Below are 25,584 nucleotides of genomic sequence, written 5' to 3'. Positions count from 1 at the left end.
AGGTAGAAGATAGAAGGTAGAAGGTAGAAGGTAAAAGGTAGAATATATCTGAGGTAGAAGCAGCCCCTTCCTTCAGTAAAAGGCAGAAAGTTGTTTCTTTCTTCCCTAAATAAATCCTTCACTTGTACCAGCAATCTTGGGTTCTGTCTAAAATCTAAAATTTCTAATTTAAATCTATAGCAACAGCCAAGACTGTTAGTACCTTCTTAATTGCTGAAACATTAGCGGTAGATCACTTTTTCCTTCTACCTTCTACCTTCTGCCTTCTGCCTTCTACCTTCTGCCTTCTTCCTTCTGCTATAAAACCGAGTGAAGCCATGTACAGCCTAGATATTAATTTTCTCAACGACCGTCCCGACTACAAACCCGTTGCAACCAAAAGCCCAGCTAAAAAAAGTTCCGGTGGAGCCAAAGACCAACTGCCCATATATGGGGCAGTGCTGTTTGCCTTTGGCATCAACGCCGCAGTCATGGGCGCCTGGTGGTGGGCGACTAAGGAAAATACCGACTTGGCCGCACAACAAGCAACCATCGACACAGAACTGGCCCTGTTAAACACTCAAGCCAACACCATCAAAGCCATCAACGCCGAAACCGACCAAGTTACCGCCGAATACAAAGCATTAGCTGGAGTATTCGACCAAATTAAACCTTGGTCGGCGATGCTGCAAGACCTCAGTGCCCGTACTCCGGCCGGAGTGCAAATTGGCAAAATCGAGCAAATCGACCCAAGTCCCTCCCCCGTTGCAGCACCTCCTCCTCCCCCCCCACCAACTCCCGCTGCTTCTCCGGGGGCGAGTCCGTCTCCAGCAGCCAGCCCCGCCCCGGCAGCACCTGCCGTCCCCGTCGTCCCGCAGCAGGCATCAAAAGTGCAAATTTCAGGGATAGCCAGTACCTTTGCTCAAGTTAACGACTTTATGTTGCTAGTCCAGCGCTCTCCCTTCTTCCTTAACACCGATACCAAACTGATAGCGGCCACATTAAAAAACAACCCCGCACAATTACAAGTGCGTAACCAAAACGCAGCACCAGCAGAACTTCCCAAACTGCGACCAGTGGTGGAATATAAAATTGAAACGACGCTCAGCCCGACGGGTGCCTCCGAGTTGCTCCCCGAGCTGCGAAGCAAGCAAGCAGACGGGCTCGCAATACGGATAGAAACACTTCAAGAAAAAGGAGTGCTAGAACCACAAAAAGGAGAAGTGAAAAAACCATGACAGCAGAGTTTATTTCTAGCGGACAAGCAGAAGATACAGGGGCTAAGGAAATATTCGGCATTAAGCTGACACCCCAAGTCCAAGCAATCGGCATCGCGGTTCTCGGGCTCCTGATTGCTGGCGGCCTCGGCTACCAGTTCGTACTTCCCGAATTCCAAAAAAGCGGCGAATTCAAGCAAAAACTTAGCGAAAGCAAGCAAACGCAAGTGCAATTGCAAACTCAAATTCAAAAAAAGGCAGAAGCAGAAGCCAAGCAAGAAGAAGCAAAACAGCGCCGGGCCAACGTCACGGCCATGTTTGCCAGCGACGCCAGCGCCAACACGCTTTTGCTTGACATGACCCAACTCGTTAATAGAATCAACGCCGGCGTGCAAGGAGATGACCTCAAGGCTAAAATTACCAAATTTGAGCCGGATATGCCGCCAGCAACAGCAACCGCCACGCCGGGAGCTCCAGACCCTGATATTCTGGCCGATAGCTCCTTCGGGGCGTCCCTGGCTGGCAAGCTCAGACGCAAAAAATTTAAGGTAGAGTTTGAAGGCACTTTTGATCAAACCCGCAATTTTATGCGTAACTTGGAGTTGATGCAGTCGCTGTTGGTAGTTAGGAATTTGAAATCTGAATTGCTAGCATCAAATCAGCCAATTGAAGTTGATTTTTTGAAAGGGAAAATAGTTCCTGTGGAGCAACCGCCAACTAAAATTAAAACTGCTTTTGACTTGCACGCGCTGCTGCCGCTAAAGCAAGAAGAAAAACCGCCAACTCCGGCTCCGAGTCCTGGTGCTAAGTAGCTATTATTTGGCAGATATTAGCTATTGTTCCCAACTCGCTATTTCACAAGAAGTCAGAAGGCAGAAGTTTGAAATGGAAAGATTGAAGGTAGAAGTCAAAAAAGTATGAAGGTCAGAAAAATATTTTTTAGATGGCAATCAAAAATTGGCTCTAAAATCTAATTTCTTCTAATACCAGTTTCAAAAAGTAATGGAACTGTATAGCAATCCTTGCAGGAGTCGTATTTTTTTTACCCTACCCCAAACCTCCCATTTGTAAGGGGAGGAAGTAAGAAATCCACAAATGATGCGAGGATTGCTGTAGGATAGCTTCTAACCCTTATGTCATCTGTTATTCCCAATCGAAAATTAAACATCGAAAAGGGCATAACTTCTTCCTTTAAAAAGGCTCGAAGCGAGAATATTTTAGTCAGTTTAGCAGCTAGCGACAAAAGACTGCGAACAACAAATAACAAATTGTAGTGGAGGAGAGAACGTGAAACAGCATCTACGGTTAAGTGGAGGACTCTTATGCAGCGTTGCAGGAGTTCTGATCGCCCAAGCCCCAGTCTTGGCATTGCCGACTCAGGTAACAGGAGTGCAAGTAAGTCAAGGTAATAATGGCGTAAATATTGTTCTGGCTACAGAAAAGGGCGATCGCCCGCAAGTTTTCGCCATCAATAACGGCAATACTTACCAAGCCACAATTATCAACACCCAGCTCCGCTTACCACAAGGCAACAGCTTCCGTCAAGATAACCCAGCTCCGGGAATTTCTTCAGTAGAAATCAGCCAGGTAGAGGCTAACAGCATCCGCGTTGTGGTAGCCGGCACCAACGGAGTTCCCAACGGACAAATTGTTCCGGGACAAGGCCAAAGCATCGTCCTCAGCGTTGCCGGACAGGGTGGCACAGCACAGTCTGCCCAAACTCCACCCCCGCCCCCTCCGGGACTGCCGCTGAGCCAAACAGCTCCCCCGCCGGCTCCCCAAGTCCGCACCTCGCAAAACCCAGGCGTGCTGCTGCCAAATCCCCAAGTTACTGTTACCAGAAACGATCGCCCGCCCCTCCCCAGCGAAATACAATCCCAAAGCAATCAGGCTGCGCCTTTCCAGCCGCTGGCCGTGGCTCCGCCCTTGGGAGATATCGCGGTGTCTAACATCGCCCCCGGCGTGGGAAATATTGAACTGAGTTCGGGAGAACGCATCCCCCGCTTGGTGCTGCGGGATGCCCCAGTCCGGGACGTTTTGGCTCTGCTGGCCCGCGCTGCTGGCTTGAACATTGCTTTTACAGGTGGCGGGGCCCCTGCTCAACCGGGGCAGCCCGCAGTGCCTGGTCAGCCAGGAGTATCGGGGTCAGATGAAGGGCCGAAGATTTCTTTGGACATCGAAAATGAGTCGGTCCAAGATGTCTTTAATTACGTGCTGCGGCTCAGCGGGCTGCAAGCTAACCGCCAGGGGCGGACGATTTTTGTAGGGACTAACTTGCCGATCGATTCACGCAATATTATCATTCGGACTCTGCGGCTCAATCAAGTTCGCTCTACAGATGCAGCTAACTTTTTGAGCGCTCAAGGCGCGGAAACTCAACTGCCGATTACTCGCGTGACTATTCAAAGCGTGGGCCAGGGAAATGCTGCGCGGGATGTGGAAATTCGGGAACCCGACATTAAGGCGATCGGCGCTAGGGAAGGCACGGGGCCGCTGTTGCTGAGGGGACTGTCGGTGCTGGCGGATTCTCGGCTCAATTCCATCACTTTGGTGGGCGACCCGCGCAAAGTGGACATGGCTGTGGCTTTCTTGACACAGCTAGATTTGCGCCGCCGTCAAGTCGCTGTCAACGTCAAGGTGATCGATATCAACTTGTCGGGAAACAACCAAACTAACACCAGCTTCTCTTTCGGGATTAATGACAGTTTCTTTGTCAATGACGGCGGGGCGGCGATCGTCAATTTTGGCGGCATCAATCCGCCCGATCGGACGACTGTAACTAGTGGCATAGCTAATCGGCCGATTATTGAGAACCGAGACATTCCCACAGAATTCAGGGACACGCCTTTCTACGATGCGAACGGCCGGCGTATCGTGCCGTTTACAGGTCAAGGTCTTGAAGGCCCCGCCAAAGGTGTGTTCCTCCAGCCGACAGCCCCACTTACTAATGACCCCAGGCGAGTTGGAATTACAGATTACATTCCTGGATCGACGACAGGCTCAGGAAGTGCAGACTTCGGCCTGTTCCCGCTGTTCCAATATCCAAGACGTTTTCTGTCTAACCTGCAAGCAAGTATTACTAGCCAGAATGCCAAAATCCTGACCGATCCGACTTTAGTTGTCCAAGAAGGGGAAACGGCGAATGTGGATATCACCGAAGAAGTGATTACTAACATTCGATCGGAATCGCAGACAACAGAAGGTCAAACTACCAGAACGGTGACGGCAGAAAAAGGCCAGGCCGGTTTGCAGTTGGGAGTGGCGATCGATCGCATCGACGATAACGGTTTTGTCTCTCTGCGAGTCAACCCAATCGTCAGTGCGATCGGCCCGGACAGACCCCTGAGCACTGGCGCAGGAGAAAATAACACTATCACCCTGCTGGCTCGGCGGTCTTTGCAGTCGGGGCTAATTCGCCTGCGGGACGGTCAGACTTTGATTTTATCGGGGATTATCCGCGACCAAGACCGGGTTACAGCGAGGAAGATTCCGATTTTAGGAGATTTGCCGATAATTGGTTCGCTGTTCAGGAGCACTGATAAGACCAACCAGCGGGCGGAAGTGATTGTATTGCTGACGCCGCAGATTTTGGATGATAGCGATCGATCGAACTTTGGCTACCAAAACAGCATCAGTCCCGACGCGCGCCAACTGTTGCAGCGCAGTCAGCCCGTCCAGCCGAGACAGTAGGAACGAAGGAAGAAGACATGGGTGTCAACTTTCCACGCTCTTTCCCCTGAGTCCGACAGTCCGACAGTCCGACAGGGGTTGAAACCCCTGCCTCAAAGAAGACAGTCCTCGCTCAAGAGGACTAAAGAACTGATTAGTCCTCTGCAAGACGACTATAAATTACTTTCAGTCGTCTGAAGACGACTTCAGCTATGAGACAGGGACTTCAGTCCCTGGCGGGTTTCGGGAGAATGAAACAGTCCTGGCCCACGGGGAAAAGAAAGGGGAAAGAAAGAAGGAAGAAGGAAAAAAGTTTTCCTTTAGCCCTTGACAAATTACATTTTATTCCTTCTATTTCTATTTTTTTGAGATTGCAAATCCACCGAGGCGAGAAATCTTGTCTCCAAGGTGGTATTTTTTTACCTAAATTTTGGGATTAATTACAAAAATTAGCCAGTTCCATATAAATTAAAGGTTCCACCGATCCATAACGGTCGGCAAGACTTTAGAATAATGCAGTGAAAATTAGATGCTGTGGGGTTTTCAGCAGTTAGAAACAAAAATTCCTTTTCTGACCAATTACCCTAGGGTAATTGGTATTCAGCAGGAGTTGTGATTCGGGGAAGCGGACGGGAGCAATCGGGAACCACCCAAACCTCCCAATCCACACCTCAATCCAGTTGATAACTCACAGCTAATAGTTGAACTAACTCTGTTTAACGTAATTTTGCAAATCGAGAAGGACTTCGCAATGAACAAAGGTGAATTGGTTGATGCAGTGGCGGAAAAGGCTAGCGTGACGAAAAAACAGGCAGATGCTGTTTTGAGTGCGGCCCTGGAAGCAATCATGGAAGCTGTCTCCGATGGCGACAAGGTGACGCTGGTCGGTTTTGGCTCGTTTGAGTCGCGGGAACGCAAGGCCCGCGAGGGTCGCAATCCCAAAACTGGAGACAAGATGGAAATCCCGGCAACCAGAGTTCCTGCATTTTCCGCAGGGAAGTTGTTTAAGGACAGAGTTGCACCGCCGAAAAACGCAGAATAGCTGGCAAACTGAGTCTTGATTAGACCTTTACACGGTGGGAATTTAGCTTGGGCAGCCGCACTGGCAGGCTGCCCTGCCTCTGCTATTGTCGATTTTTCTGCGAGTATCAGTCCTTTGGGCCCTCCTGAGTCGGCACTGGCTGCAATTCAATCACACTTGAGCAGTCTGACGGCTTACCCAGACCCAGATTATGGGGAGCTCAGGACTGCTTTGGGGGAGGCTTTGAATGTTGACCGGGATTGGATTTTGCCGGGGAATGGTTCGGCGGAATTGTTGACTTGGGCGGCTTGGGATTTGTCGAAGCTGGAGGGGACTTATTTGGTGACTCCGGCTTTTGGCGATTACTCGCGGGCTCTTTCGGCTTTCGGCGCGCAGGTGATCAAATGCCCTTTGGATCTTAAATCTTGCACCATTGTCAAGAATGGGCATCTTGCCCATTCCACAAGAGAGGAATTTTCTGGTGGAACAGGCATCTTGCCTGTTCCTAAACAAGTAATTGAAAATGGTGCAACATCTGAGTTGGATCTGAAATCGTTGGACGTTGGGGCAGGAAGCCGGTTAGTAACGGATGATTTGTCGGTTTCTAACGGTTCCCTTGTCTCCCCTTCTTTTCGTATCCCAGTTCCTCTGGCTCTCGATGCCCCCTCTCGACGAGGTTTGCTACTGAACAACCCCCACAATCCTACGGGTTTGCTGTTTGCTAGGGAGGCGATTTTGCCTTATGTGAAGCAGTTAGGTATGGTGGTGGTGGATGAGGCCTTTATGGACTTTCTACCGCCTTCTGAGCAGGAAACTTTGATCGATGCTGTTGAGGAGTTTCCGAATTTGGTGATTTTACGATCGCTCACTAAATTCTATTCTCTGCCGGGACTGCGGTTGGGCTGTGCGATCGCCCATCCCGATATTCTGCGCCGCTGGCAGTTACTGCGCGATCCTTGGCCTGTGAATGCTTTGGCTGCTGCTGCTGCTGCTGCTGTGGTTCGAGATGCGGCTTTTGAGCAGCAAACTTGGGATTGGCTGCCTGTTGCTCGCCGAGAGCTATTTGAGGGTTTGGCTAATTTGCCGGGTTTGCAGCCAATTGCCGGGGCGGCTAATTTCTTGTTGGTTGAGTCGTCGATGTCGGTTTCTTCGATTCAAAAAAGTCTGTTGGAACGACACCGGATTTTGATTCGGGATTGTTTGAGTTTTCCTGAGTTGGGCGATCGCTTTTTTCGGGTGGCTGTGCGCTCAAGGGCGGACAATCTGCGGTTGATTGCTGGACTTAAAGAAGTCATTAGTCAGTAGTCAGTTGTCAGTTGTCCGTTGATAAACCGATTTTATTGGTCGTTCGAGCGCACCTACCCAAGAAACCCGGTTTCTCTGATAAATCTTGGATTTTGCAGCGAAGTATCTAGGCAGAAACCGGGTTTCTGACCCCGCGCGCCGATCGCCCTAAACTACTAACTAATGACTACTGACTAATGACTAATGACTACTGACAATTCCCGCATCCAGGATACCCGCCACGTGATTCATCCGTCCCGAAATAAAAAACCTGTATCAGATGAAACTTGCCGAACGTATTTATCCGTGGTCAATGCTTCAATTCTAAAATCTAAAATCTAAAATCTAAAATCTAAAATCGATTGACTTCTTTATTTATGCTTGACTATGATTTAGTGATTATTGGTGGAACTCCGGCCGGACGTTATGCTGCTTTGACTGCAACTAATTTCCCGGCCCGCGTTGCTTTGGTGGAACCGCTAAGTAATTCCCAAGATTTGCCGAGTGGGGGGAAAGAGTCGATCGACCTTGGTTTGAGATACAGCCAAACTTTGAGGGAGGCTGCTCGTTTTGCTCAGCAGATCAGCCGCCAGCAGTTGGGAGTTCGCTGGGAAGTCGCGAATTCCTCTATGCCACTCAAATTGCGCTTTGACGGGGTTCTAAAGTGGGCAGATGATGTTGTTTCTAATTTGTCAGAAATTGATTCTCTCGGCCTTTTGGCTACTCGCGGGGTTGATGTTATTTTTGGCAGCGGCGAGTTTGTGGCGAAACCGGATTTGGCTTTTGTTGTGGGCGGGCGAAAATTGCGATCGCTCTGTTATTTGCTAGCTTGTCCAACTCTGCCGGCGATTCCCAATATTGAAGGACTTTCGTCTGCTGGCTTTTTTACTTCGGAAACTGTTGGGGAATTAGCAAAACTTCCCCAGTTGCCTAAAAGTTTGGCTGTAATCGGCGCAGATCCCAGCGGTGTCGAAGTGGCTCAAACTTTTGCTCGCTTGGGGGTTGCTGTCACTTTGGTGGTGAAAAGTTCGCACATTTTGGCTAAAGAAGACCGGGAGGCTGCTGGTTTGGTGCAAGCTGGAATGGAAGCTGAGGGAGTGCGGATTCTGACTGCTACTGAGGTGACTCAAGCTAGGGTGATTGATGGTAAAAAGTGGATTCAAGCTGGGCCAAGGGCGATCGAAGCTGAGGAGATTTTTCTGGCTGCGGGTAGAGGACACAATTTTTCTTCGTTAAATCTCGAAGCGGCTAAGGTTAAATTCAGCGATCGGGGGGTGATTTTAAATGAAAAGCTGCAAACAACTAATCACCGAATTTACGGGATCGGCGATGTTGCTGGGGGTTATCCGTTCCCTCACATCGCTAATTACGAAGCTGCGGTTGCTGTGAAAAATGCTTTGTTTTTGCCAATGTTTCAAATAGATTATCGCGGGATTCCTTGGGCGATTTTTTCTGACCCGCAATTGGCGAGGGTTGGCTTGACTGAAGCGCAAGCAAGGCGCCGTTTTGGAGATGATCTAATTGTTTGTCGGGAATATTTCAAGAATGTTGAAAGAGCTCAAATGTCCGGGGATACAACTGGTTTTTGTAAGATTGTCGGGCGTCGCAACGGGGAGATGTTGGGAGCGAGTATTGTGGGGCCGCAAGCTGCTGAGTTGATTCACGCGATCGCTTTGGCTGTGCGTCACGGGATGAAGGTTGAGGCGATCGCCCAACTTCCTTATATTTGGTCTAGTTTTTCGGAAATTAGCGGTCAAACTGCTGCTGTTTGGGAGTCGCAGCGCTTGGGCAGAAATACTTTTTCGCGGAATTTATGGGAGAATTTGTTTCACTGGCGCAGGTATTGGAATCAGTAAAGAAATCCAATGTTTGTAGTAGGATTTTTTGAATTTTATATGCTTAGCGCACAATTAAAAAGTAATTTGCTAATCAACTCACTCGGCCCTAAAATTGTGTGTCAATAAATAATATAACAAGGTGTTGACCGTTGCTCCCAGGTCGAGGGAAATATGTAATTTAAATGTACCACAACTTAACTAATAACTGATGACTACTCACTGAGAACTAATGACTGCTAACTAATTATTGCGGGCGAGAGTGCAATGCTGGATTTGACGATCGCCGGTACAATGCGATCGCACGCCATTCTCGCCCCAGAAAGGTTTCTGGCGACTGGCCCCACTTGCAGCGCCGCTAAACCACCAGTCAAAAATAATTCGCATCCGGGCCAACGCAGGTGTTTGTCTAAGACTGGCAAACCTTTAACTATTTCAATGGGATGCGTTTCTAGCATTTCTTTGAACATTGGTTCGGCTGCAATGTCTAGTTTGGTGCCGGTTGCTAGCCAAATTCGATCGACAAATAACGTCTCCCCACCGCTGCAATCAACAGTCCATCTGTTATTTTCCCACCGAACGCCAACAACTTCGCACTGTTCGTGAAATGTCAGTTGTTCGCTGTGGGAGAGCCTCCGCAACTGTGTCATAATTTCCGGTGTCATCGAGCCACCGTTGCGGGCTTGTTGAATGGTTTCCCAACGCGAATGGCAATCTGGTTCGGCGGCGAATCCTTTGAGGTATTTTGGCCCCAACCAACCGGGTTCGGCATCAAATAGTTTTTCTTGGAAATAGCGCCTAGTCATTAACAGGACTTTGGCTCCTCTGGCAATTGCTCCTACTGCTAAATGTCCGCTGGTTAGTCCGCCGCCGACAATTAATATTTGTTCTCCGTGCAATTGCAAATTTCGCAAATCTACTTGATGGGAGTGGCGAATTCTTTCGGGGGGATGCTGTGTTTGAATTTGATTTGCCCACGCTGGTAAATGCGGTTTTCCACTGCCGGCGGCGACGATTACTCGGCGGGCGATCGCACTTTTTCCGTCTTCAAACCACAGGTGGAAACGGCCGGATTTCGGCTGAATGCGGGTTACTTTTGCTTTGATAACTCGATCGCCCAATTGCCACCGTTTAATTGTGTCGCCGCAAAATTCCTCAAATAACCGACTTCCGGGCAAATCGTAGGGGGGAAACAATTCCGAGGAGCGATTTTCGGCAAACCTCCGCAATTCGTAAGGGTTGGGATCGGGGTGGTGCACTGCGGGCGATCGTAAATGCCCAATTTCTAAAGCTGCAAATTGCCTCCGCCACTGAGTCAGCCATTCGCCGCTCGGATCGAATGCTAAAAATTTATCCCGGAGGCTCTTGCGTTTTTTTAATATGTGTGCAGTAAGAGTCAGGGCGTGGGGCCCAGCGCCGATTAAAGCTAAATCAATTTGGGGCGGCGTGGCTTCTGAGTTCGCTTGCATGAGAATTGCTGATTTGCGAATGATAACAATTCTCATTATTATAGGTCGATCGAGCCTCAAGTTTACGTCTTTCGAGAACCAGCAGGATTTCTGTTCCGCAAAAAGAGACAGGATGATACGCAAAAGCTCAGAAACCCTCTTGATGAGAGGTTTCTGCCCCGACAGGGACGCACTGCGACGCTCAGAAACCGGGTTTTTTAGCTCACCGAAATGAAAACCGCGATCGGAAAGCGTCGGCATCGTCCGTTGGCGTAGCGATATAAGGGTCGCGAATTAAATAACTTACAATTTTAATTGTTATTGTGGGATGGGCGTCCCGCCCGTCCACTCATGACGGGCTATAAGAGCCCATCCCACTTTCAAGAGTGGAAGTTATTTAATTCTCATTCCTAAGTAAAACAACTTAGCCGACTGCCGATGTCATTTTCCGCTTCTGAACTTTGGCATTTAATACCTGATTTACTTCTGAGAGTTGGGCAGCTTGTTGTGGCATCTGGGCAAATAATTCAGCTTGCTCACGGGCGACTCCCAAGTGCTCCGCAATCTGACGCAGAAACTCGATTTCCTCTGCTTCCGGCTTTAAACCCTGAGCCGCCCGAATTGTAATGATGACATTAAATTATGATGTAAACTAGACATTAGATTTTCTAGGCGATCGCCTTCAAGCATCGGTTTCAAAAACACTCTTAAGTACCTGATTAGCGTCTTAAGTTCCTCTTCCATGAACTGCGGTTGTTCCATAAGCCTTAGCTAAGTCATTTTCTACTTAGTCTCAACTCAAGTATCAACAGCTCTTACATAAAATATTAAGTCGAGTTTTTAAAATCCCTCTTTCATAATTGGAATTTCCAAAATATGTTAAGAAAAATGTAATTAATGAATAGCAAGGCAGATAGAGGGAAAATAGTAGAAAGTAACTCTAAGAAGCTTCCGACTTGAAAGAAGTAGGAATACGTAGAAATGGCTAGCATAAAAAATCTTGTTCTAGGATATCACATTAACGAGCAAATATACGCAGGCAATCGAACTCTAGTTTATCGCGGTTGTCGGTCTTCAGATCGGCTGCCCGTAGCGATCAAGCTGCTGCGAAATGACTTTCCCCGCTTCAACGAACTGGTTCACTTCCGCAACCAGTACGTCATTGCTAAAAACTTAGATATCCCTGGCAGTGTCAAGGCATACAGCCTAGAGACTTACCACAACCACTATGCTCTGGTGATGGAAGACTTTGGCGGAATTTCCTTATGTAGCTACCTGGCTAATCTAGCATCTGAGAGCAACGAACCCCTAGAAGGCTTGCCCGTGAGCGAGTTTCTGCCTATTGCGATTCAAATTGCCAACTCCCTCGACGGACTTTATCGCCACCACGTCATCCATAAAGACCTCAAACCTGCCAACATTCTCATTAACCCCACCAGCAAACAAGTCAAGCTGATTGACTTCAGCATCGCTTCCCTACTACCGCGCGAAACCCAAGAAATTCAAAATCCCAACGTGCTTGAGGGCACTTTACCTTACATTTCTCCCGAACAAACTGGGCGGATGAACCGAGGCATTGATTACCGCACAGATTTTTACTCGCTGGGAGTCACATTCTACGAATTATTAACAGGAAAGTTACCATTCCAAACAGACGATCCAATGGATTTGGTACACTGCCACCTCGCCAAACAGCCCCTCCCAGCCTCAAGTTTAAACCAGAGCGTTCCATTGGTGCTGTCGGAGATTGTCAGCAAACTGATGGCGAAGAATGCTGAAGCTCGCTATCAAAGCGCCCTAGGACTCAAGTTTGATTTGGAAATTTGTTTATTCCAGTGGAAAGAGACAGGGAGGTTAACTAACTTTAAAATAGGGGAGCGAGATTTGTGCGATCGCTTCATCATCCCAGAAAAATTATACGGTAGAGAAACCGAAGTATTCTCCCTGCTATCGGCCTTCGAGCGCGTGAGTGGCGGCAGCACCGAAATGATGCTCGTTGCCGGTTTCTCCGGCATTGGTAAAACCGCTGTTGTCAACGAAGTTCACAAACCAATTGTGAGACAGCGTGGCTACTTCATCAAAGGCAAATTCGACCAATTTGCGCGCAGCCAGCCCTTCTCAGCTTTTGTACAAGCTTTTCGCGATTTAATGGGACAATTGCTCTCGGAAAGCGATGCTAAAGTTGAGGAGTGGAAGACTCAAATCCTGGCAGCATTGGGCGAAAATGCTCAGGTAATCGTTGAGGTAATTCCCGAACTAGAGCGGATTATTGGCTCGCCACCCCCGGCACCAGAACTCGTCGCCAGTGCTGCCCAAAATCGCTTCAATCGGTTATTCGAGAACTTCATCTCTATCTTCGCCACTAAAGAACATCCCCTCGTTATTTTCTTAGACGACTTGCAATGGGTAGACTCAGCCTCATTGAAGTTGATTCAACTCCTGACGAGCGATCGCGATCGGCGCTATCTCTTTTTAATTGGAGCGTATCGAGATAACGAAGTTTTTCCCGCACACCCTTTGATGGTGACATTAGCCGACATTCAAACAACCGGAGCTACGGTAAACACCATTACTCTAGATCCGCTTGAGCGCTTCCATTTGAATTGTCTGATTGCCGATACATTAGCTTGTTCTACAGCGTTGGCTCAGCCTTTGACAGAACTCGTTTATCAGAAAACCAAAGGCAATCCATTTTTTAGCACACAATTCCTCAAATCTTTGCATGAAGATGGGATAATTGAATTTAATTTTGCAGCTCGGTATTGGCAGTGCGATATTGCTAGAGTCCGAACCTTGGCTCTAACGGATGATGTACTAGAATTCATGGCACTTCAGTTGCGAAAGCTGCCAGCCCGGACACAGGAAGTTTTAAAGTTAGCTGCTTGTATTGGCAATCAGTTCGATTTGGCTACATTAGCAATTGTTGATGAGAATTCACCAACAGAAACAGCAACAGCTTTGTGGAAAGCATTGCAAGAAGGGTTGATTTTACCAGTTAGCGATGTTTATAAATTTTATCAAGAATGTGGTAACAGTTTATCAAAATCAATCACTGGAGAAGAATCTGAGCAATTACCAGTTAACAATGACCAATTAGTTAAATACAAATTTTTCCACGATCGCGTCCAACAAGCAGCCTATTCCCTCATTCCTGAAGACCAAAAGCGCTCTACTCACTTAAAAATCGGTCAACTGCTGTTAAAGAATACGCCCGAAGCCGATCGAGAAGAAAAAATGTTTGATATTGTCAACCACTTGAATATGGGAGTAAATCTAATTACCCACGAGCTAGATAGGGAGCAATTAGCACGGTTAAATCTGGTTGCCGGAAAGAAAGCTAAAGCTGCTACTGCCTATTCTGCTGCGGTTGAATATTTAAATATTGGCACAGAATTACTGGCAGTAAATAGTTGGGAGAATCAATACGAACTAACATTAGCGCTGCATACCGAAGCAGCAGAAGCGGCATATCTAAGCGGTGACTTTGACCGGATGGAGACATTAGCATCACTCGTGGAAAGCTGCGCCAAAACGCTACTGGACAAAGTGAAGGTATATGAAGTACAGATAGAAGCTTATATGGCGCAAAATAAGCTACAGGAAGCTCTGAATACAGGGTTGCCAGTCTTACAGCAGTTGGGGGTAGAGTTTCCCTCCGAGCCAAATTTCTCTGATATTGGACAGGCACTAGGAGAAACCGCGTCAATTTTGAGCGGAAAGGGAACTGAGGACTTAATCGATCTCCCTCTAATGACAGATCCTCAACAAATAGCAACTATAACCATTCTGTCAAGCCTATTTACTCCTGCCTACATAGCGCTGCCGCCACTCGCGCCTTTGGTAGTTTGCAAACAAGTCAATTTATCTGTCCAATATGGCAATGCTTCTTTGTCACCCTATGCTTTTGCCATATATAGTTATCTTCTCTGTGGCATGGGAGATATTGAGCGGGGCTATGAGTTCGGTCAAATGGCTTTACGTCTCTTGTCAAAGTTGGATGCCAAAGAAATCCAAGCCAAGACATCCGCAATGGTACATTCTAGTATTCAACCTTGGAAAGAACACTTCAGAAAGAGCTTAGAACCTTTGCTGTCAGATTATTTTTGTGGGCTGGAAACCGGAGAGTTAGAATTTGCTGGCTATGCTATCTTTCAATACAGTTATTACTCGTATTTTATTGGCAAGCAACTAACGCAACTCGAACGAGAGATAGCAAGCTACGCAGATGCCGTCACTAAAATTCATCAGGAAGCAGCACTTTCTTATCAGAAAATTTGTTGGCAAGCCGTTTTGAACTTGATAGGAAGAGCGCAAGACCCATGCCATTTAAAGGGAGAAGCCTACGACGAAGAGACAATGTTGCAACTGTATGAGCGAACCAATAACTACCTGGGAATTCATTACTTATACTTGCACAAACTTGTGCTTTCTTATCTGTTTGAAAATTACCCGGAAGCCTTAAAAAATATCGCTCAAATAGAAAGTTATTTGAGCGCAGCTTCAGGGCAGATAACTGTTGTCCTCTTCTATTTCTACGATTCTCTAGTGCGGCTGGCAGTGTATGCCGATACTCCACAGTCCGAACAACAGGAACTTCTTGACAGAGTACAAGCTAATCAAGAAAAAATCCAGAAATGGGCGCATCATGCCCCCGTGAATCATCTGCATAAATTCTATCTAGTAGAGGCAGAGCGGCATCGGGTTTTAAACCAAAAAATAGAAGCGCTTGAGATGTACGACAAGGCGATCGCCCTCGCCAAAGAAAACGAATACCTCAACGAGGAAGCTCTAGCTCACGAACTCGCTGCTAAATTCTATTTAGAATGGGGTAAAGAAAAACTGGCAAAACCTTATTTAATTGATGCTTACTATGCTTACGCTCGTTGGGGAGCAAAAGTAAAGATTGACCATTTAGAACAGCGTTATCCCCAATTGCTGGCTGTGATCCTGCAACAGGAGCGAACTCGCCAGAATCCGACCGAAACAACTCACACATCCAGCAGTGAATCATCCGTATCTAACACGAATAGAACAATTATCGGTAGCACTAGCAGTTGGGGCTTAGTAGATTTGCCGACAGTAATCAAAGCTTCTCAAGCTCTATCGAGCGAAATTAAACTCGATCAATTGCTCACTACCCTCATGCAAGTGGTGGTAAAGAATGCCGGAGCACAAACCGGAGCATTAATTTTGAATGAAGAGGGAAACTGGAGGATAAACGTCCACTGCACAAACCGCCAAGAGTGCCTTCTGCAATCAATGCCGGTTGAGGAGAGTGAAGTAATTCCTCTCACCCTGATCAACTACGTCAAACGTACAAAAGAAACCCTGATTTTTGATGATGCTAGCAATCAACCAAGATTTGCATCTGACCCCTACATAATCCACCACCAACCTCAAAGCCTGCTGTGCACTCCGATCAGCGAGCGAGGGAAAATGATGGGGATTTTGTATTTGGAAAATAATTTAGCAACCGGGGTATTCACGGGCGATCGCGTCGCCATCCTCAACATCCTGTGCTCCCAAGCAGCAATTTCCTTACAAAACGCCAGACTGTATCAACAATCCCAGGAATATGCCCAAAAACTAGAACAATCTATCCACGATCTCAAACAGATGCAGTTGCAATTGGTGCAGGGTGAAAAAATGTCTGCTTTGGGAAATTTAGTCGCAGGGGTAGCCCACGAAATTAACAATCCCGTAGGCTTTATCGCGGGAAATTTGCAACCGGCTATAGAATATGTGGGGGATTTATTCAATTTGATTGATTTGTATCAAGAAAAATTTCCTAATCCGGGAGGAGAAATTGAAGCAGAAATTGAAGATATGGACTTGGAGTATTTGCGAGAAGATTTGCCCAAATTGATTGGTTCAATGAAAGAGGGAGTCGATCGCATCCGCAATATCAGTACAAGTTTGAGAACGTTTTCCAGGGCAGATAGCGATCGACCAGTTGCTTTCAATATTCACGATGGACTTGAAAGCACTCTGCTAATTCTCAAGCACCGTTTAAAAGCCAGCGAGTTCCGCCCTGCCATTGAAATTGTGAAAGAGTATGGTAACTTGCCCCTAGTGAAATGCTTTCCTGGACAGTTAAACCAGGTATTTATGAATGTGCTGGCTAATGCCATTGACGCTCTGGAGGAGTCAAATAAGGGGCGCTGTTTTAGTGAAATTAAAGCCCTACCTAATCAAATCACGGTTCAAACTGCTCTGAGCGAAGACAACAATCAGGTTGTGATTCGGATTAAGGATAATGGAGTGGGGATGTCGCCCGAAGTCAAGGAAAACATCTTTAACCACTTATTTACAACCAAGCCTGTGGGTCAAGGAACCGGATTAGGATTGTCGATCGCCCACCAAATTGTTGTGGAAAAACATGGAGGTACATTAGTGGTGAATTCTTCTTTAGACCAGGGTTCGGAGTTTGTGATTTCTATTCCGGTGTGAGCCTTTTGTAGTAAGGCTTGAGGGCAATTAGCAGACCCTCGAAATGACAAGCCACGTTGTTAGAATAAACAGGAAACTGGGCACGGGGAACGAGCAACAGGCTAGGGGTTGTCGTGCTAGAAACTGGCGACTACGGACTTGGAAAACAAAGAATCGAGGCTAATTTTCCCATCATCAGCCCGCACCTTATTCGTGATTGAGACAGCGGTTTCCAACCGCCCGCTTTACCAACACTCTCCCCTTTTTTTGTGCCCGTTTTGAGTCAAGAGTTCCCTTGAGATTTTAAGCCTCTACCTTGCCGAAATGAAAGCAGCTATCATGCTACTCAGATTGTGGAGGTGAACTAACCTGACGGTCAACTGGGTACAGTTAGACCGCAGGCTTCTTTTTCCTTTTTTTCAAAGGCTTTTTTGAGTGACGGAGTTCCCCCGCCACTTTCATAACTCAGACCAATCTTTCTGACGAGTTTAGCTGAATTTTCGTCTCGATCTAAAGATTCCCCACACTGGCAAGAATGCCACCGTTCCGATAATTCTTTCGGGACTTTATTGAGGCAGTTCCAACAGTGCTGGGAAGTTCCCTTTGGATCAACAAATAAAACACTTTTACCTAGTTTCCAGGCGACATATTTCAGAACGTTGGCGAATTGCCCGTGAGCAGCATCAAGCATGGATTTATTCAAACCACTCTTAGCTGACTGACCGTTAGGCAAATAAACCAAATTACCATTCTCAATATCGGTCTTGGGCTTGGCACGTCTAGTCAGATTTTTGACACTCAAGTCTTCAACAACTAAAACATCACATTTACCGAATAACTCATGTGCAGTTTTGAACTGAAAATCTAATCGGGATCTAGCCACGAACTGATGGAGTTGGGAAACCTTGTCCTTGATTATTTTCCAAGGTTGAGAACCCTTGACTCTATTAGCTAACTTCGCTTGAAGCCTTGCTAATTTCTGAGCCGATTTCCTCAAAAATCTAGGATTCTCAACTCTTTCACCATTGGAAAGGTAAGCGTAATTAGTAATTCCCAAGTCGATACCCACAGTATTTTCATCAGTCGGTTGAATTTCTGCAACCGTTACGGGAACCGTCTTATCTTCTAGCGTCAAGGAAATATACCACCCATCCGCTTCTGAGATAACACTACCCGTCTTAACTTTGAACCCTGTTGGTATTGGGCGGTGAAAAACCATAGGTACTTGACCTATTTTGGCAAGGCTAATACAAATCCTATTTTGCTCATCCTTGACAATATTTAGGTTGTCTAATTGAGGATAAGTGAAGGATTTGTAGTAGGGTCGCCCCTTGAATTTAGGCTTGCCTCTACGATGGCCATTTTTGTCGGGCGTAGTAAAGTTTGAAAAGGAAGTTTCTACTCTGTTGACGACATCTTGCAAAACCTGAGAATCCAACACTTTATAATTAGGAAACAGCTTTTTAGTGTTTTTTATGTCAGCAAGTTGTATCGTCTGCCACTGTACATATCCGCCTTCAATGTTCGAGAAAACGTCACCTTTCCTGGTCAAAGGATTGCCTGATTCATCCTTCTTTCTGCCATCTCTAGTTTGCACTCTCGTCAAAGGAATATTTCGATAAATCTCCTCAACAGGGACTATCGAAACAATCAATGGGCAAGCGTTTATGGGCGTTCTCGTGGCTGACCACCACCTAAATCTTTCGCTGAGTCGGTAGTTGTACTGCCGGCGACAAAGTTCTAAGTGAGCCACAATCGTCGTTAGTTGGGCAATGGTTGGTTTGAGGCGGTATTTGTAAGTTAGTTGCATTTCTAAACTTCCTATTTTCGACCTTTGCATAGTATAGTTTATGTACGTCTAAAATGCAACACCAAATTACTATTTTAGCACTGGGAAGAACATCGAAAATCAAGATGCTCCCGAAGATTGATTCATAGTAGGCAAGTCTAATTGTCGGCTTCCGTTCCTCCATCCGACGAGCCTTTCATCACGCGGGCGTAATTCATTCGGGGTACTTCGCTTAGCGCTCAGATTCATCCCCTCTGAATATACGCCCGGGACTTCCCGGCTGGTAGTTAAAATAGATTTCGAGGCAATTTTAGAAATACTTTTGTCTTGACCGATCGCCCTGATGCGGTGTGGAGTGAAAGCAAAAAGTGGTATACAAGAGTGGTTTATATACCACTTTTGTATACCACTGCCGATAAATTGCACAGATGGCTAAAAAAGCGGATAGCCTCAAAGCCTTGTGGAGTAAGGGATGTACGGAGAGGGTGGGATTTGAACCCACGTTAGAGTTACCCCTAAAGTAGATTTCGAGTCTACCGCATTCAACCGCTCTGCCACCTCTCCAATTGATTTGAGATGTGAGCTAAAAGTATTTTACCGCACAGTGTGCCAGATTGTAAATCTTTATAAAAAAGAAGTTTGATTTTCTTCAGATTCCAAAGTGGTCTTAAATCCCCCTGCTGGAGTCCACTGGAGGGCTCCGTCGCGCCCTGTCCAGAAAATCTGGGTTTTGCTTTGGCGCAGTTGGGCTGCGGTTTCTGGGTCGATTTCGTCAGCAGAGGCGATCGCCACTTGTGGCCCAACTGCGCTTAACAACTCAGCCGTCAGGGCTTTTCCTGACCACCACAGCACTTGAGCCGGCTTCAAGGTTCCCGTTGCTGCCAATTTTTTTTGCGCTTCCGGTGTCATTTCACCGACGAGCAACCAAGTTCGATTTCCCACCAGGAATTCTACCACCGGAATCTCCGCATTCACCAACTGCAACCGCGTCGCACCCATATCAACTGTACTGTTAGTTTCTAAAGGAAAGTAAACGCCTTGGCGAGATTGCACAGCCGTCATAAATTCCTGATTGTTGCTACGGTAAATTTGTTTGGGAGCGTTATTATCATAAAAGGTTTTTATTGGCAAGCGTGCTAGTAATTTTCCCCAACCACTGCTCAATCCTAAATGACCGTGAGTGGCGATCGCAAAATTCACAGAATTAACTCCTTGCTGCTGCAAAAAAGGCAACACTGTAAACCTTACGGTATTTTCATCACCGCTATTAATTAGCGCCACTTTTCCCCTATCTTGAATTACTAAAACAGGTTCGCCAGATGTCGCCAGCAAAGTAACTTGAAATAAAGATGATTGAACGTGCCAAGCTGGCAAAACTATGATACTTATTCCCGCTACCAGCGCCAGCGGTAAAATCCAAGCAGATGAAAAACTCGGCAGCGCAATAACTCTGCTTTTCCCCTTCTTCCCTTTCCCCTTTTCCTGATTTTTTCCTCGGACTGCTTCCGGCTTCCGTCTTTTTTCTTCCTTCCTCCTTCTATCCGTTACATCCGTTACAGAATCCGTTGCCGAACTTCCTTCTTCCTTCTTCTTTCTTCCCCCGATCCAAACCCAGCAAATTAAACTGTAAAGCGCGATTAGCTGAAACACCGATACTTGACCGACAGCTACCGAATTACCGGGTAATTGCGAGAAATATTGGGCGATCGCAATTAACCCCTTTGCCGGATAGTCCAGCAGTTGTGCTAAAACACTGCCAGCGGGCGGAAAAATCAATCCAGCTAAAGCGCTAACCATCCCCCCAATACTCAAAATCCACAGCAAAGGAGCCGCAATAATATTAACTAAAATGCTGTAAGGTGATACCACGCTAAAAACGTAAAGTAGCAGCGGCAGCACCCAAACTGAAGCGGCGATCGGAACCACAACAATCGAAGCGATCGCAGGAGGCATCCAGTCCAATTTTGCCATCAGTGGTGGCGTTGTCACGATTAACCCCAAAGTTGCCAAAAAACTTAGTTGAAAACCTAAATCCCAAATCCACAAAGGGTTAACCAGCAGTAAAATAGTAGCAGCGATTAACAGCAATCCCAGCGGCTTAACTTGGCGGCTGAGCACCAAAGCAAATAGTGTTCCAAATCCCATCAAAGCAGCGCGGCATACTGATGGTTCAAAGCCAGTTAATGCCACTAGCAAAAATAAAGCACCGACGCCAAAACTAAATTGCAATTGTTTGGAAAAACGCCTGGTTAAAGCTAGAACTAAAGCCAAAACCATCGAAACTTGAGTGCCGGAAGCTGCGATCGCGTGGGCTAATCCAGCCTGCACAAAATAGTCGCGGATGTTGTAAGGTAAATCTACTGCTTGTTTGCCGAGGGCGATCGCACTGATTAGCGGGCCTTCGGGAACATTTAACTGCGATAGTTGCGATCGCACGATCCGCTGCCGCATCGCTTGAATTTTCGATGGCTGCATCCCGCTTGGTTCCAAGAAAGCAGCCGTTTGGCTGTTAACTCGATTTACATCCGCGATCGCCTTTTCTCTCTTCCAGTCAATTTGACGCCCTTTGAGCCCTACAAAAGCTCCTTCTCTGGCTAAATATGCTTGAAAATTAAAAGCCCCCGGATTCGACGGCGGCTGCGGTTTGTACAAGGAACCCACAACTGCGATCGTATTGTCGGCGTACAAACCCGTTGCTTGCAGCAGGGGCACTGTAACGTAGAGTTTGCCGGATACTGGGCGGTTTACGACTGCTCCTCCCTCGCCGCCGTTGATTTCGCTAACTAAATCTGTTTCTAGCCAAAATTGCGATCGACCCGATCGAGTCAATCGAGGCGTACTGACAACTCTACCGCGAACTGTCACTGCCACTTCTTGAGTGTTTCCAACCGCCGGAATCAGTTTACTGATGTCATCTATTGCTGGTTGGGGCGATCGAACTGCAAAATAAACGCTAGCTAGAAATGCCAGCAAACCAGCAACCGCCCACACCCATTTCGCTCTCGGCAGCATCTCCAACAAACTCAACTCTTCCCTCGCATCTAAGGGTGCTTCAAGAGCATTTTCTTTTTGTCTGCTGCGTCTTTTCTTAGTAACTTTGACAGAATTTTTAGTATATTTTCGCAACAATTTCGGCAGGGCGATCGCTACCGTTATTCCCAAAGCAAGTATCCCGTATCTACCCCAAGAAACCGCTGTAGAAATCAATCCCAAAATGTAGGCAAGACAGAAAATGACACCCGTTGCTTGATTCATTAATTAGCAAGTAATTAGCAATTTTTACTGTCCAAAGTAGAGTTGGTTTCAGTCCAGAACACATAATATCAATTCCGGTTATATCGGAATGATTTAACCACAGAGAACGCAGAGAACGCAGAGGAAGAGAAGAGAGAGAGACGAATAATGCCGATGAAGAGAGGATTTCATATAACCTCTGTATGTAGGGTACACATTGCGACCCTACATATACTACCACTGCCTGATAAGTCTTCTTCTAAATAGACAGCCCCAATTTTAAACCGAAAGCCGCGTGCAGCACCATAAGTGCAAGGGCCGTCGTGCCTAAATAAGCGTGAACCGCGCGCAGTGCTAGCTTATTGCCCCCAAAACCCGTTAGCGAAATCAAGCTGCCAATAGCCAGCAAAACCAGCACTGCCGAACCCGTCCAAAAATGCGGACTTTCCATGACTGGCTGGTGCTGCATCACCAGCGACAGCAAGCCGCCTGTATAGCCCAAAGCTAGAAACAGAAACATCCACGGTGCAAGCTTGCGGTGATCCGAGCGACTTTTGAGTGCGACATCTTTATCGGTGGCCAAACGTCCCTGCCATCCCGTATACCCGACAAAACTGCCCATCGCCACTACCACGATCCCCATCATTACAGGGTGTCCCCAATGGGTAATTGGTTCGGGAATTCCTAGACTGCGAAATTGACTGGCGATGGGTTCTAGTAGTTCGCTTAAATTTACCATTTGATACTGACTCCAAACTTGGCGATAAATATTTTCGGACTAATCATTAAAATATTATAAAATATTAGTGTAGCAAGTGCGATCGTGCACTTCAAAGAGCCGTTTAACCTAACAGCCCAACATTGGCCAAAAGCCTAGATATACGCAAAACTTAGCCGGCTTGGGCCGGCTGTGAGATGTTTTACAGCAGTGATGCTGCTTCAAGTTAATTATTAGCCCGATCGGCTAAATCTAAGAGCAAAAATAAACGCCATTCGCCCGCACATCACACCCCGTGGGCTGCCTTTTGCCCAATCTTCACAGCCTCATCCTCACTCTGGATGTTAAATTATACCTGCCTGCTCAAAGTTAATTTCAATTCCTTGACTTTTGAATGCCCAAGGGGAAATTTAACATCGCAGCCGACGAGCCGTCACACTTCTACATTTTGCTAATCGTTCTCAAGGGAGAATCAACTGCTGAAAAAAAACTAGAGGTTCCAAGTTTGAGACTTCTGGCATCAAGTATGCCGTCTGCCCAGGCTCACTTCGATCGACCGATCGCTAAACAGTCTCAAGGCACCCTGATAGCACTCTTGGCTGTTGAGCAGCCATCGCTGTGCACCTAAATGAATCCTCCCAACTAACTCGCTGGGGATTCGGTTTTAGCAGACAAGCAGCCACTTTCTTGCGTCGCCTTCCTCGGAACCGTGCAATCGCTACACTCACTGGGCCGTCGCTAAAGTAGCTTCCGAAGGTTGGATTTGATACTTTACGAGATTTGCCAGTTCTTGTAACTGATTAATCGCTTCTGCACCTTCTAGTTTCATGAGTTCGCGGTCGTCCCGCATCTCAGTCCAAGTGATACCGTAATCTGACACTAAAAATCGAATCAGATGGTTGTCCGTCAAACTGACCATAAATGAGGCACTGTTCATCTGACCCCCGCAAGTGTAGCAGGATGCCAGATAACCCCGATGCTCTAGCACGATCGCTAAAGCTTGGAGGTTCATTACCAAATCTTGAACGAATTTACGGTGTTGTTCTGCAAGTCTCAGAAACACAGTTCTCCTCCTATCACCACACCGTGTATTTTACATCCCATTTAATAATTTCTTAATAAGTGGGTCTTTAGGTGCTGGTTCAGTATACGTTTAGTATGCTCAAAAAAAATCGGATTAGCGACCTCTTCAGCCTACGTATACTAGATTAACCGAGTTGCGATCGAAACGAAGTATCAGCAGCAACATTCACCCAAAACAGGCTCTCGCGGGGGACTCCAGCCGGAAAATTTGCCTGCTGTCAGGGCTGATTCAGCCGTTCGAGAGCCCAAAGATACAAATAACTAATGATAGTAATGAAATTAGTTAAGTAGAAGAGTTCAATCACCCTGGGGATACTCGTCCCAAAGCGTCGTCGTCTGCCGCAAGCTCCGAAAATCGCCATTCCCCAAAATCAAGTGATCCAGTAGCGGAATCGACAAAAACTGCGCTCCCGCCAGCAACTGTCGCGTCAAAGCAATATCCTCCGGGCTCGGTTCCACAATCCCCGATGGGTGATTGTGCGAGATAATCGCCCGCGTCGCCCCCTGGCGGATCACCTCGCGAAAAATATCCCGTGGGTGAGCCAAAGTTTCCGTGGCTGTGCCGATCGTAATTACCTGAGTACCCAGCAGCCGATTTTTCACATCCAGCAACACCACAGCAAAACGTTCCTGAGACTGCCACATCAAATCCTGACTCAGGGCATCAGCCGCCGCTTGGGGAGAGTCAACCACAGCCATTTCCGGCGGCCGCGACTGAAAAACCCGCTTCCCCAACTCCACCGCAGCCAAAATCGAAGTCGCCTTAGCCGGGCCAATCCCGTGAATCTGCGTCAACTCCTGAACGCTAATACTGCGTAGCACAGCCAGAGGATCGCGGGAATGCAAACTCAACTGATTTAAAATATACTGTCCAAGCCCTACGGCGGAAAGTTTGCCGGGGCCCTGACCAGTACCCAGGAGAATCGCAATCAATTCTGCAGTTGCCAAACTTTTCGGGCCACCCGCCATCAACCGTTCCCGTGGCCGTTCACTCGTTGGCAAATCGGCAATTCTCAAGCTGTAAGTCATAGCTGCACCCGCACCGCAAGCTCAACAATTAGACAATTTTAGCCGATCGATTTGTGTTCTTCAATTCGTACAATCACCGAAAAAAGCCTTCATCATTAACCGAGGCTGTTGGCAGATAAAATCTAACCCAGGGTTTCGCAAGCGATCGAGTCTCGATGTCGATCGACCTTAAACCGATCGCCCGGATATGCCTCTAACACTCGCTGCGCTTGGGCTTGAGTCGCAAATTGACACTCCCCACGGCTAGAAGCCAGGCCGGGCGGATTTATTCTGACCGGATGATTATATAATAGAACCGGCGCGAGGCTAGGGGACGATCGCCCGTTCTATCCAAACTCTGTGCATAGCTCCATGAATTTAATTGAAGCTATTATTGCAGTGTAAGGATTCAGGTCTGAAAAATGGGAATAAACGAGCGGCATAGGCAAGGCACAAGAATGTGCAGAAATAGCCTCACGGAAAAAAGCCATTACTCAACGAGCTTGAAAACGACAGGTTTGAATCACACGAGCGGAGATTAGCAGTTTCCTCAAATCGTTTCATCGAACGAGATCCGCCAAAAACTTTCCGTTTAGTTACAGCTAGCCATAGAGAAAGTTCTGCTAAATTATTATCCGGAGACATCGAGGACTCATCCAGAAAATACCACCACTGTTTTGCTTTATCTGGTAAGTATTTGAGCAACAAACCTGCGGCATAACCCACAAGGATCAACCAAGTCACCAAAGCTTGATTCAATCTTATTTTGAAATCTTGATCCCACGAGTTGTAGGTAAGGATCGCGAATTAAATAACTTACAATTTTAATTGTTATTGTGGGATGGGCGTCCCGCCCGTCCACTCATGACG

General features: G+C 47.0%; 15 protein-coding genes, 1 tRNA gene and 1 pseudogene. 8 read left to right on the top strand and 9 right to left on the bottom strand.

Annotation, left to right across the window (positions count from 1 at the left end; translation table 11 throughout):
* The first annotated feature begins 317 nt into the window (after window positions 1-317).
* The 6 genes from QUB51_RS24880 to QUB51_RS24855 all read left to right on the top strand — a co-directional run bounded on the left by QUB51_RS24880 (window position 318) and on the right by QUB51_RS24855 (window position 9,026).
* Window positions 318-1,217: a PilN domain-containing protein gene (locus QUB51_RS24880; RefSeq protein WP_333210656.1), complete on the top strand. Its 900-nt coding sequence runs from the start codon at window positions 318-320 to the stop codon at window positions 1,215-1,217.
* Window positions 1,214-2,008, top strand: a complete 795-nt coding sequence (locus QUB51_RS24875) for a pilus assembly protein PilO (protein ID WP_333055137.1) — start codon at window positions 1,214-1,216, stop codon at window positions 2,006-2,008. The genes QUB51_RS24880 and QUB51_RS24875 overlap by 4 nt, the downstream gene beginning before the upstream one ends.
* Before the next feature lie 475 nt (window positions 2,009-2,483).
* Window positions 2,484-4,886 (top strand): AMIN domain-containing protein, encoded by a 2,403-nt coding sequence (locus QUB51_RS24870; RefSeq protein WP_333210658.1) that lies wholly within the window; start codon window positions 2,484-2,486, stop codon window positions 4,884-4,886.
* Window positions 4,887-5,616: 730 nt separating this feature from the next.
* The gene (locus QUB51_RS24865; RefSeq protein ID WP_006634837.1) at window positions 5,617-5,907 is read left to right on the top strand and encodes an HU family DNA-binding protein; all 291 of its coding nucleotides are present in this window, start codon (window positions 5,617-5,619) and stop codon (window positions 5,905-5,907) included.
* A 15-nt stretch (window positions 5,908-5,922) separates the two neighbouring features.
* Entirely contained in the window at window positions 5,923-7,191 is a 1,269-nt protein-coding gene (locus QUB51_RS24860; RefSeq protein ID WP_333210660.1) for an aminotransferase class I/II-fold pyridoxal phosphate-dependent enzyme, read from the top strand.
* 356 nt (window positions 7,192-7,547) lie between these two features.
* Window positions 7,548-9,026: an NAD(P)/FAD-dependent oxidoreductase gene (locus QUB51_RS24855; RefSeq protein WP_333055131.1), complete on the top strand. Its 1,479-nt coding sequence runs from the start codon at window positions 7,548-7,550 to the stop codon at window positions 9,024-9,026.
* A 218-nt stretch (window positions 9,027-9,244) separates the two neighbouring features.
* Here QUB51_RS24855 and QUB51_RS24850 read toward each other — a convergent pair whose 3' ends face one another.
* Both QUB51_RS24850 and QUB51_RS24845 read right to left on the bottom strand, forming a co-directional pair.
* Window positions 9,245-10,510: an FAD/NAD(P)-binding protein gene (locus QUB51_RS24850; protein ID WP_445243055.1), complete on the bottom strand. Its 1,266-nt coding sequence runs from the start codon at window positions 10,508-10,510 to the stop codon at window positions 9,245-9,247.
* Window positions 10,511-10,877: 367 nt separating this feature from the next.
* Window positions 10,878-11,006, bottom strand: coding sequence for a hypothetical protein (locus tag QUB51_RS24845; protein WP_333055130.1), 129 nt, complete (start codon window positions 11,004-11,006; stop codon window positions 10,878-10,880).
* Between the two features lie 428 nt (window positions 11,007-11,434).
* Between QUB51_RS24845 and QUB51_RS24840 the strand changes: the two genes are divergently transcribed.
* On the top strand, window positions 11,435-16,903 hold the full coding sequence (locus QUB51_RS24840) for an AAA family ATPase (protein ID WP_333263031.1): 5,469 nt from the start codon (window positions 11,435-11,437) through the stop codon (window positions 16,901-16,903).
* Window positions 16,904-17,258: 355 nt separating this feature from the next.
* Here the strand turns inward: QUB51_RS24840 and QUB51_RS24835 are convergent, their stop codons facing one another.
* From QUB51_RS24835 to QUB51_RS24820, 4 genes are all read right to left on the bottom strand, one after another.
* Window positions 17,259-18,692, bottom strand: a complete 1,434-nt coding sequence (locus tag QUB51_RS24835) for a transposase (RefSeq protein ID WP_333055127.1) — start codon at window positions 18,690-18,692, stop codon at window positions 17,259-17,261.
* 456 nt (window positions 18,693-19,148) lie between these two features.
* Window positions 19,149-19,235 (bottom strand) — tRNA-Ser (locus tag QUB51_RS24830).
* Window positions 19,236-19,295: 60 nt separating this feature from the next.
* Complete coding sequence (locus QUB51_RS24825) at window positions 19,296-21,926, bottom strand: ComEC/Rec2 family competence protein (protein WP_333055126.1); 2,631 nt, start codon at window positions 21,924-21,926, stop codon at window positions 19,296-19,298.
* Window positions 21,927-22,164: 238 nt separating this feature from the next.
* Complete coding sequence (locus tag QUB51_RS24820) at window positions 22,165-22,644, bottom strand: DUF4079 domain-containing protein (protein WP_333055125.1); 480 nt, start codon at window positions 22,642-22,644, stop codon at window positions 22,165-22,167.
* 373 nt (window positions 22,645-23,017) lie between these two features.
* On the opposite strand from QUB51_RS24820, the gene QUB51_RS24815 reads away from it, so the two are divergent.
* Window positions 23,018-23,251 carry a hypothetical protein gene (locus QUB51_RS24815; protein WP_333055123.1) on the top strand — a complete coding sequence of 78 codons (234 nt, stop codon included), beginning with the start codon at window positions 23,018-23,020 and terminating at the stop codon, window positions 23,249-23,251.
* 96 nt (window positions 23,252-23,347) lie between these two features.
* Here QUB51_RS24815 and QUB51_RS24810 read toward each other — a convergent pair whose 3' ends face one another.
* From QUB51_RS24810 to QUB51_RS24800, 3 genes and pseudogenes are all read right to left on the bottom strand, one after another.
* On the bottom strand, window positions 23,348-23,686 hold the full coding sequence (locus QUB51_RS24810; protein ID WP_015176985.1) for a DUF1815 family protein: 339 nt from the start codon (window positions 23,684-23,686) through the stop codon (window positions 23,348-23,350).
* A 317-nt stretch (window positions 23,687-24,003) separates the two neighbouring features.
* On the bottom strand, window positions 24,004-24,735 hold the full coding sequence (radC, locus tag QUB51_RS24805; RefSeq protein WP_333055122.1) for a RadC family protein: 732 nt from the start codon (window positions 24,733-24,735) through the stop codon (window positions 24,004-24,006).
* 476 nt (window positions 24,736-25,211) lie between these two features.
* Window positions 25,212-25,437, bottom strand: a pseudogene (locus QUB51_RS24800) (IS66 family transposase); the annotation flags it as partial.
* Between the last annotated feature and the right edge of the window lie 147 nt (window positions 25,438-25,584).

The sequence above is a fragment of the Microcoleus sp. AT8-A3 genome (assembly GCF_036705675.1).
Lineage (GTDB): Bacteria > Cyanobacteriota > Cyanobacteriia > Cyanobacteriales > Microcoleaceae > Microcoleus.
The sequence above is the reverse complement of the archived record's forward strand: the minus strand, read 5'-3'. Positions and strand labels throughout refer to the sequence as shown.

Coding starts and splice junctions, on each gene's coding strand:
- QUB51_RS24880 (WP_333210656.1), top strand. CDS start 318: ATGTACAGCCTAGATATTAATTTTCTCAACGACCGTCCCGACTACAAA.
- QUB51_RS24875 (WP_333055137.1), top strand. CDS start 1,214: ATGACAGCAGAGTTTATTTCTAGCGGACAAGCAGAAGATACAGGGGCT.
- QUB51_RS24865 (WP_006634837.1), top strand. CDS start 5,617: ATGAACAAAGGTGAATTGGTTGATGCAGTGGCGGAAAAGGCTAGCGTG.
- QUB51_RS24855 (WP_333055131.1), top strand. CDS start 7,548: ATGCTTGACTATGATTTAGTGATTATTGGTGGAACTCCGGCCGGACGT.
- QUB51_RS24850 (WP_445243055.1), bottom strand. CDS start 10,510: ATGAGAATTGTTATCATTCGCAAATCAGCAATTCTCATGCAAGCGAAC.
- QUB51_RS24840 (WP_333263031.1), top strand. CDS start 11,435: ATGGCTAGCATAAAAAATCTTGTTCTAGGATATCACATTAACGAGCAA.
- QUB51_RS24835 (WP_333055127.1), bottom strand. CDS start 18,692: ATGCAACTAACTTACAAATACCGCCTCAAACCAACCATTGCCCAACTA.
- QUB51_RS24825 (WP_333055126.1), bottom strand. CDS start 21,926: ATGAATCAAGCAACGGGTGTCATTTTCTGTCTTGCCTACATTTTGGGA.
- QUB51_RS24820 (WP_333055125.1), bottom strand. CDS start 22,644: ATGGTAAATTTAAGCGAACTACTAGAACCCATCGCCAGTCAATTTCGC.
- QUB51_RS24815 (WP_333055123.1), top strand. CDS start 23,018: ATGCCCAAGGGGAAATTTAACATCGCAGCCGACGAGCCGTCACACTTC.
- radC (WP_333055122.1), bottom strand. CDS start 24,735: ATGACTTACAGCTTGAGAATTGCCGATTTGCCAACGAGTGAACGGCCA.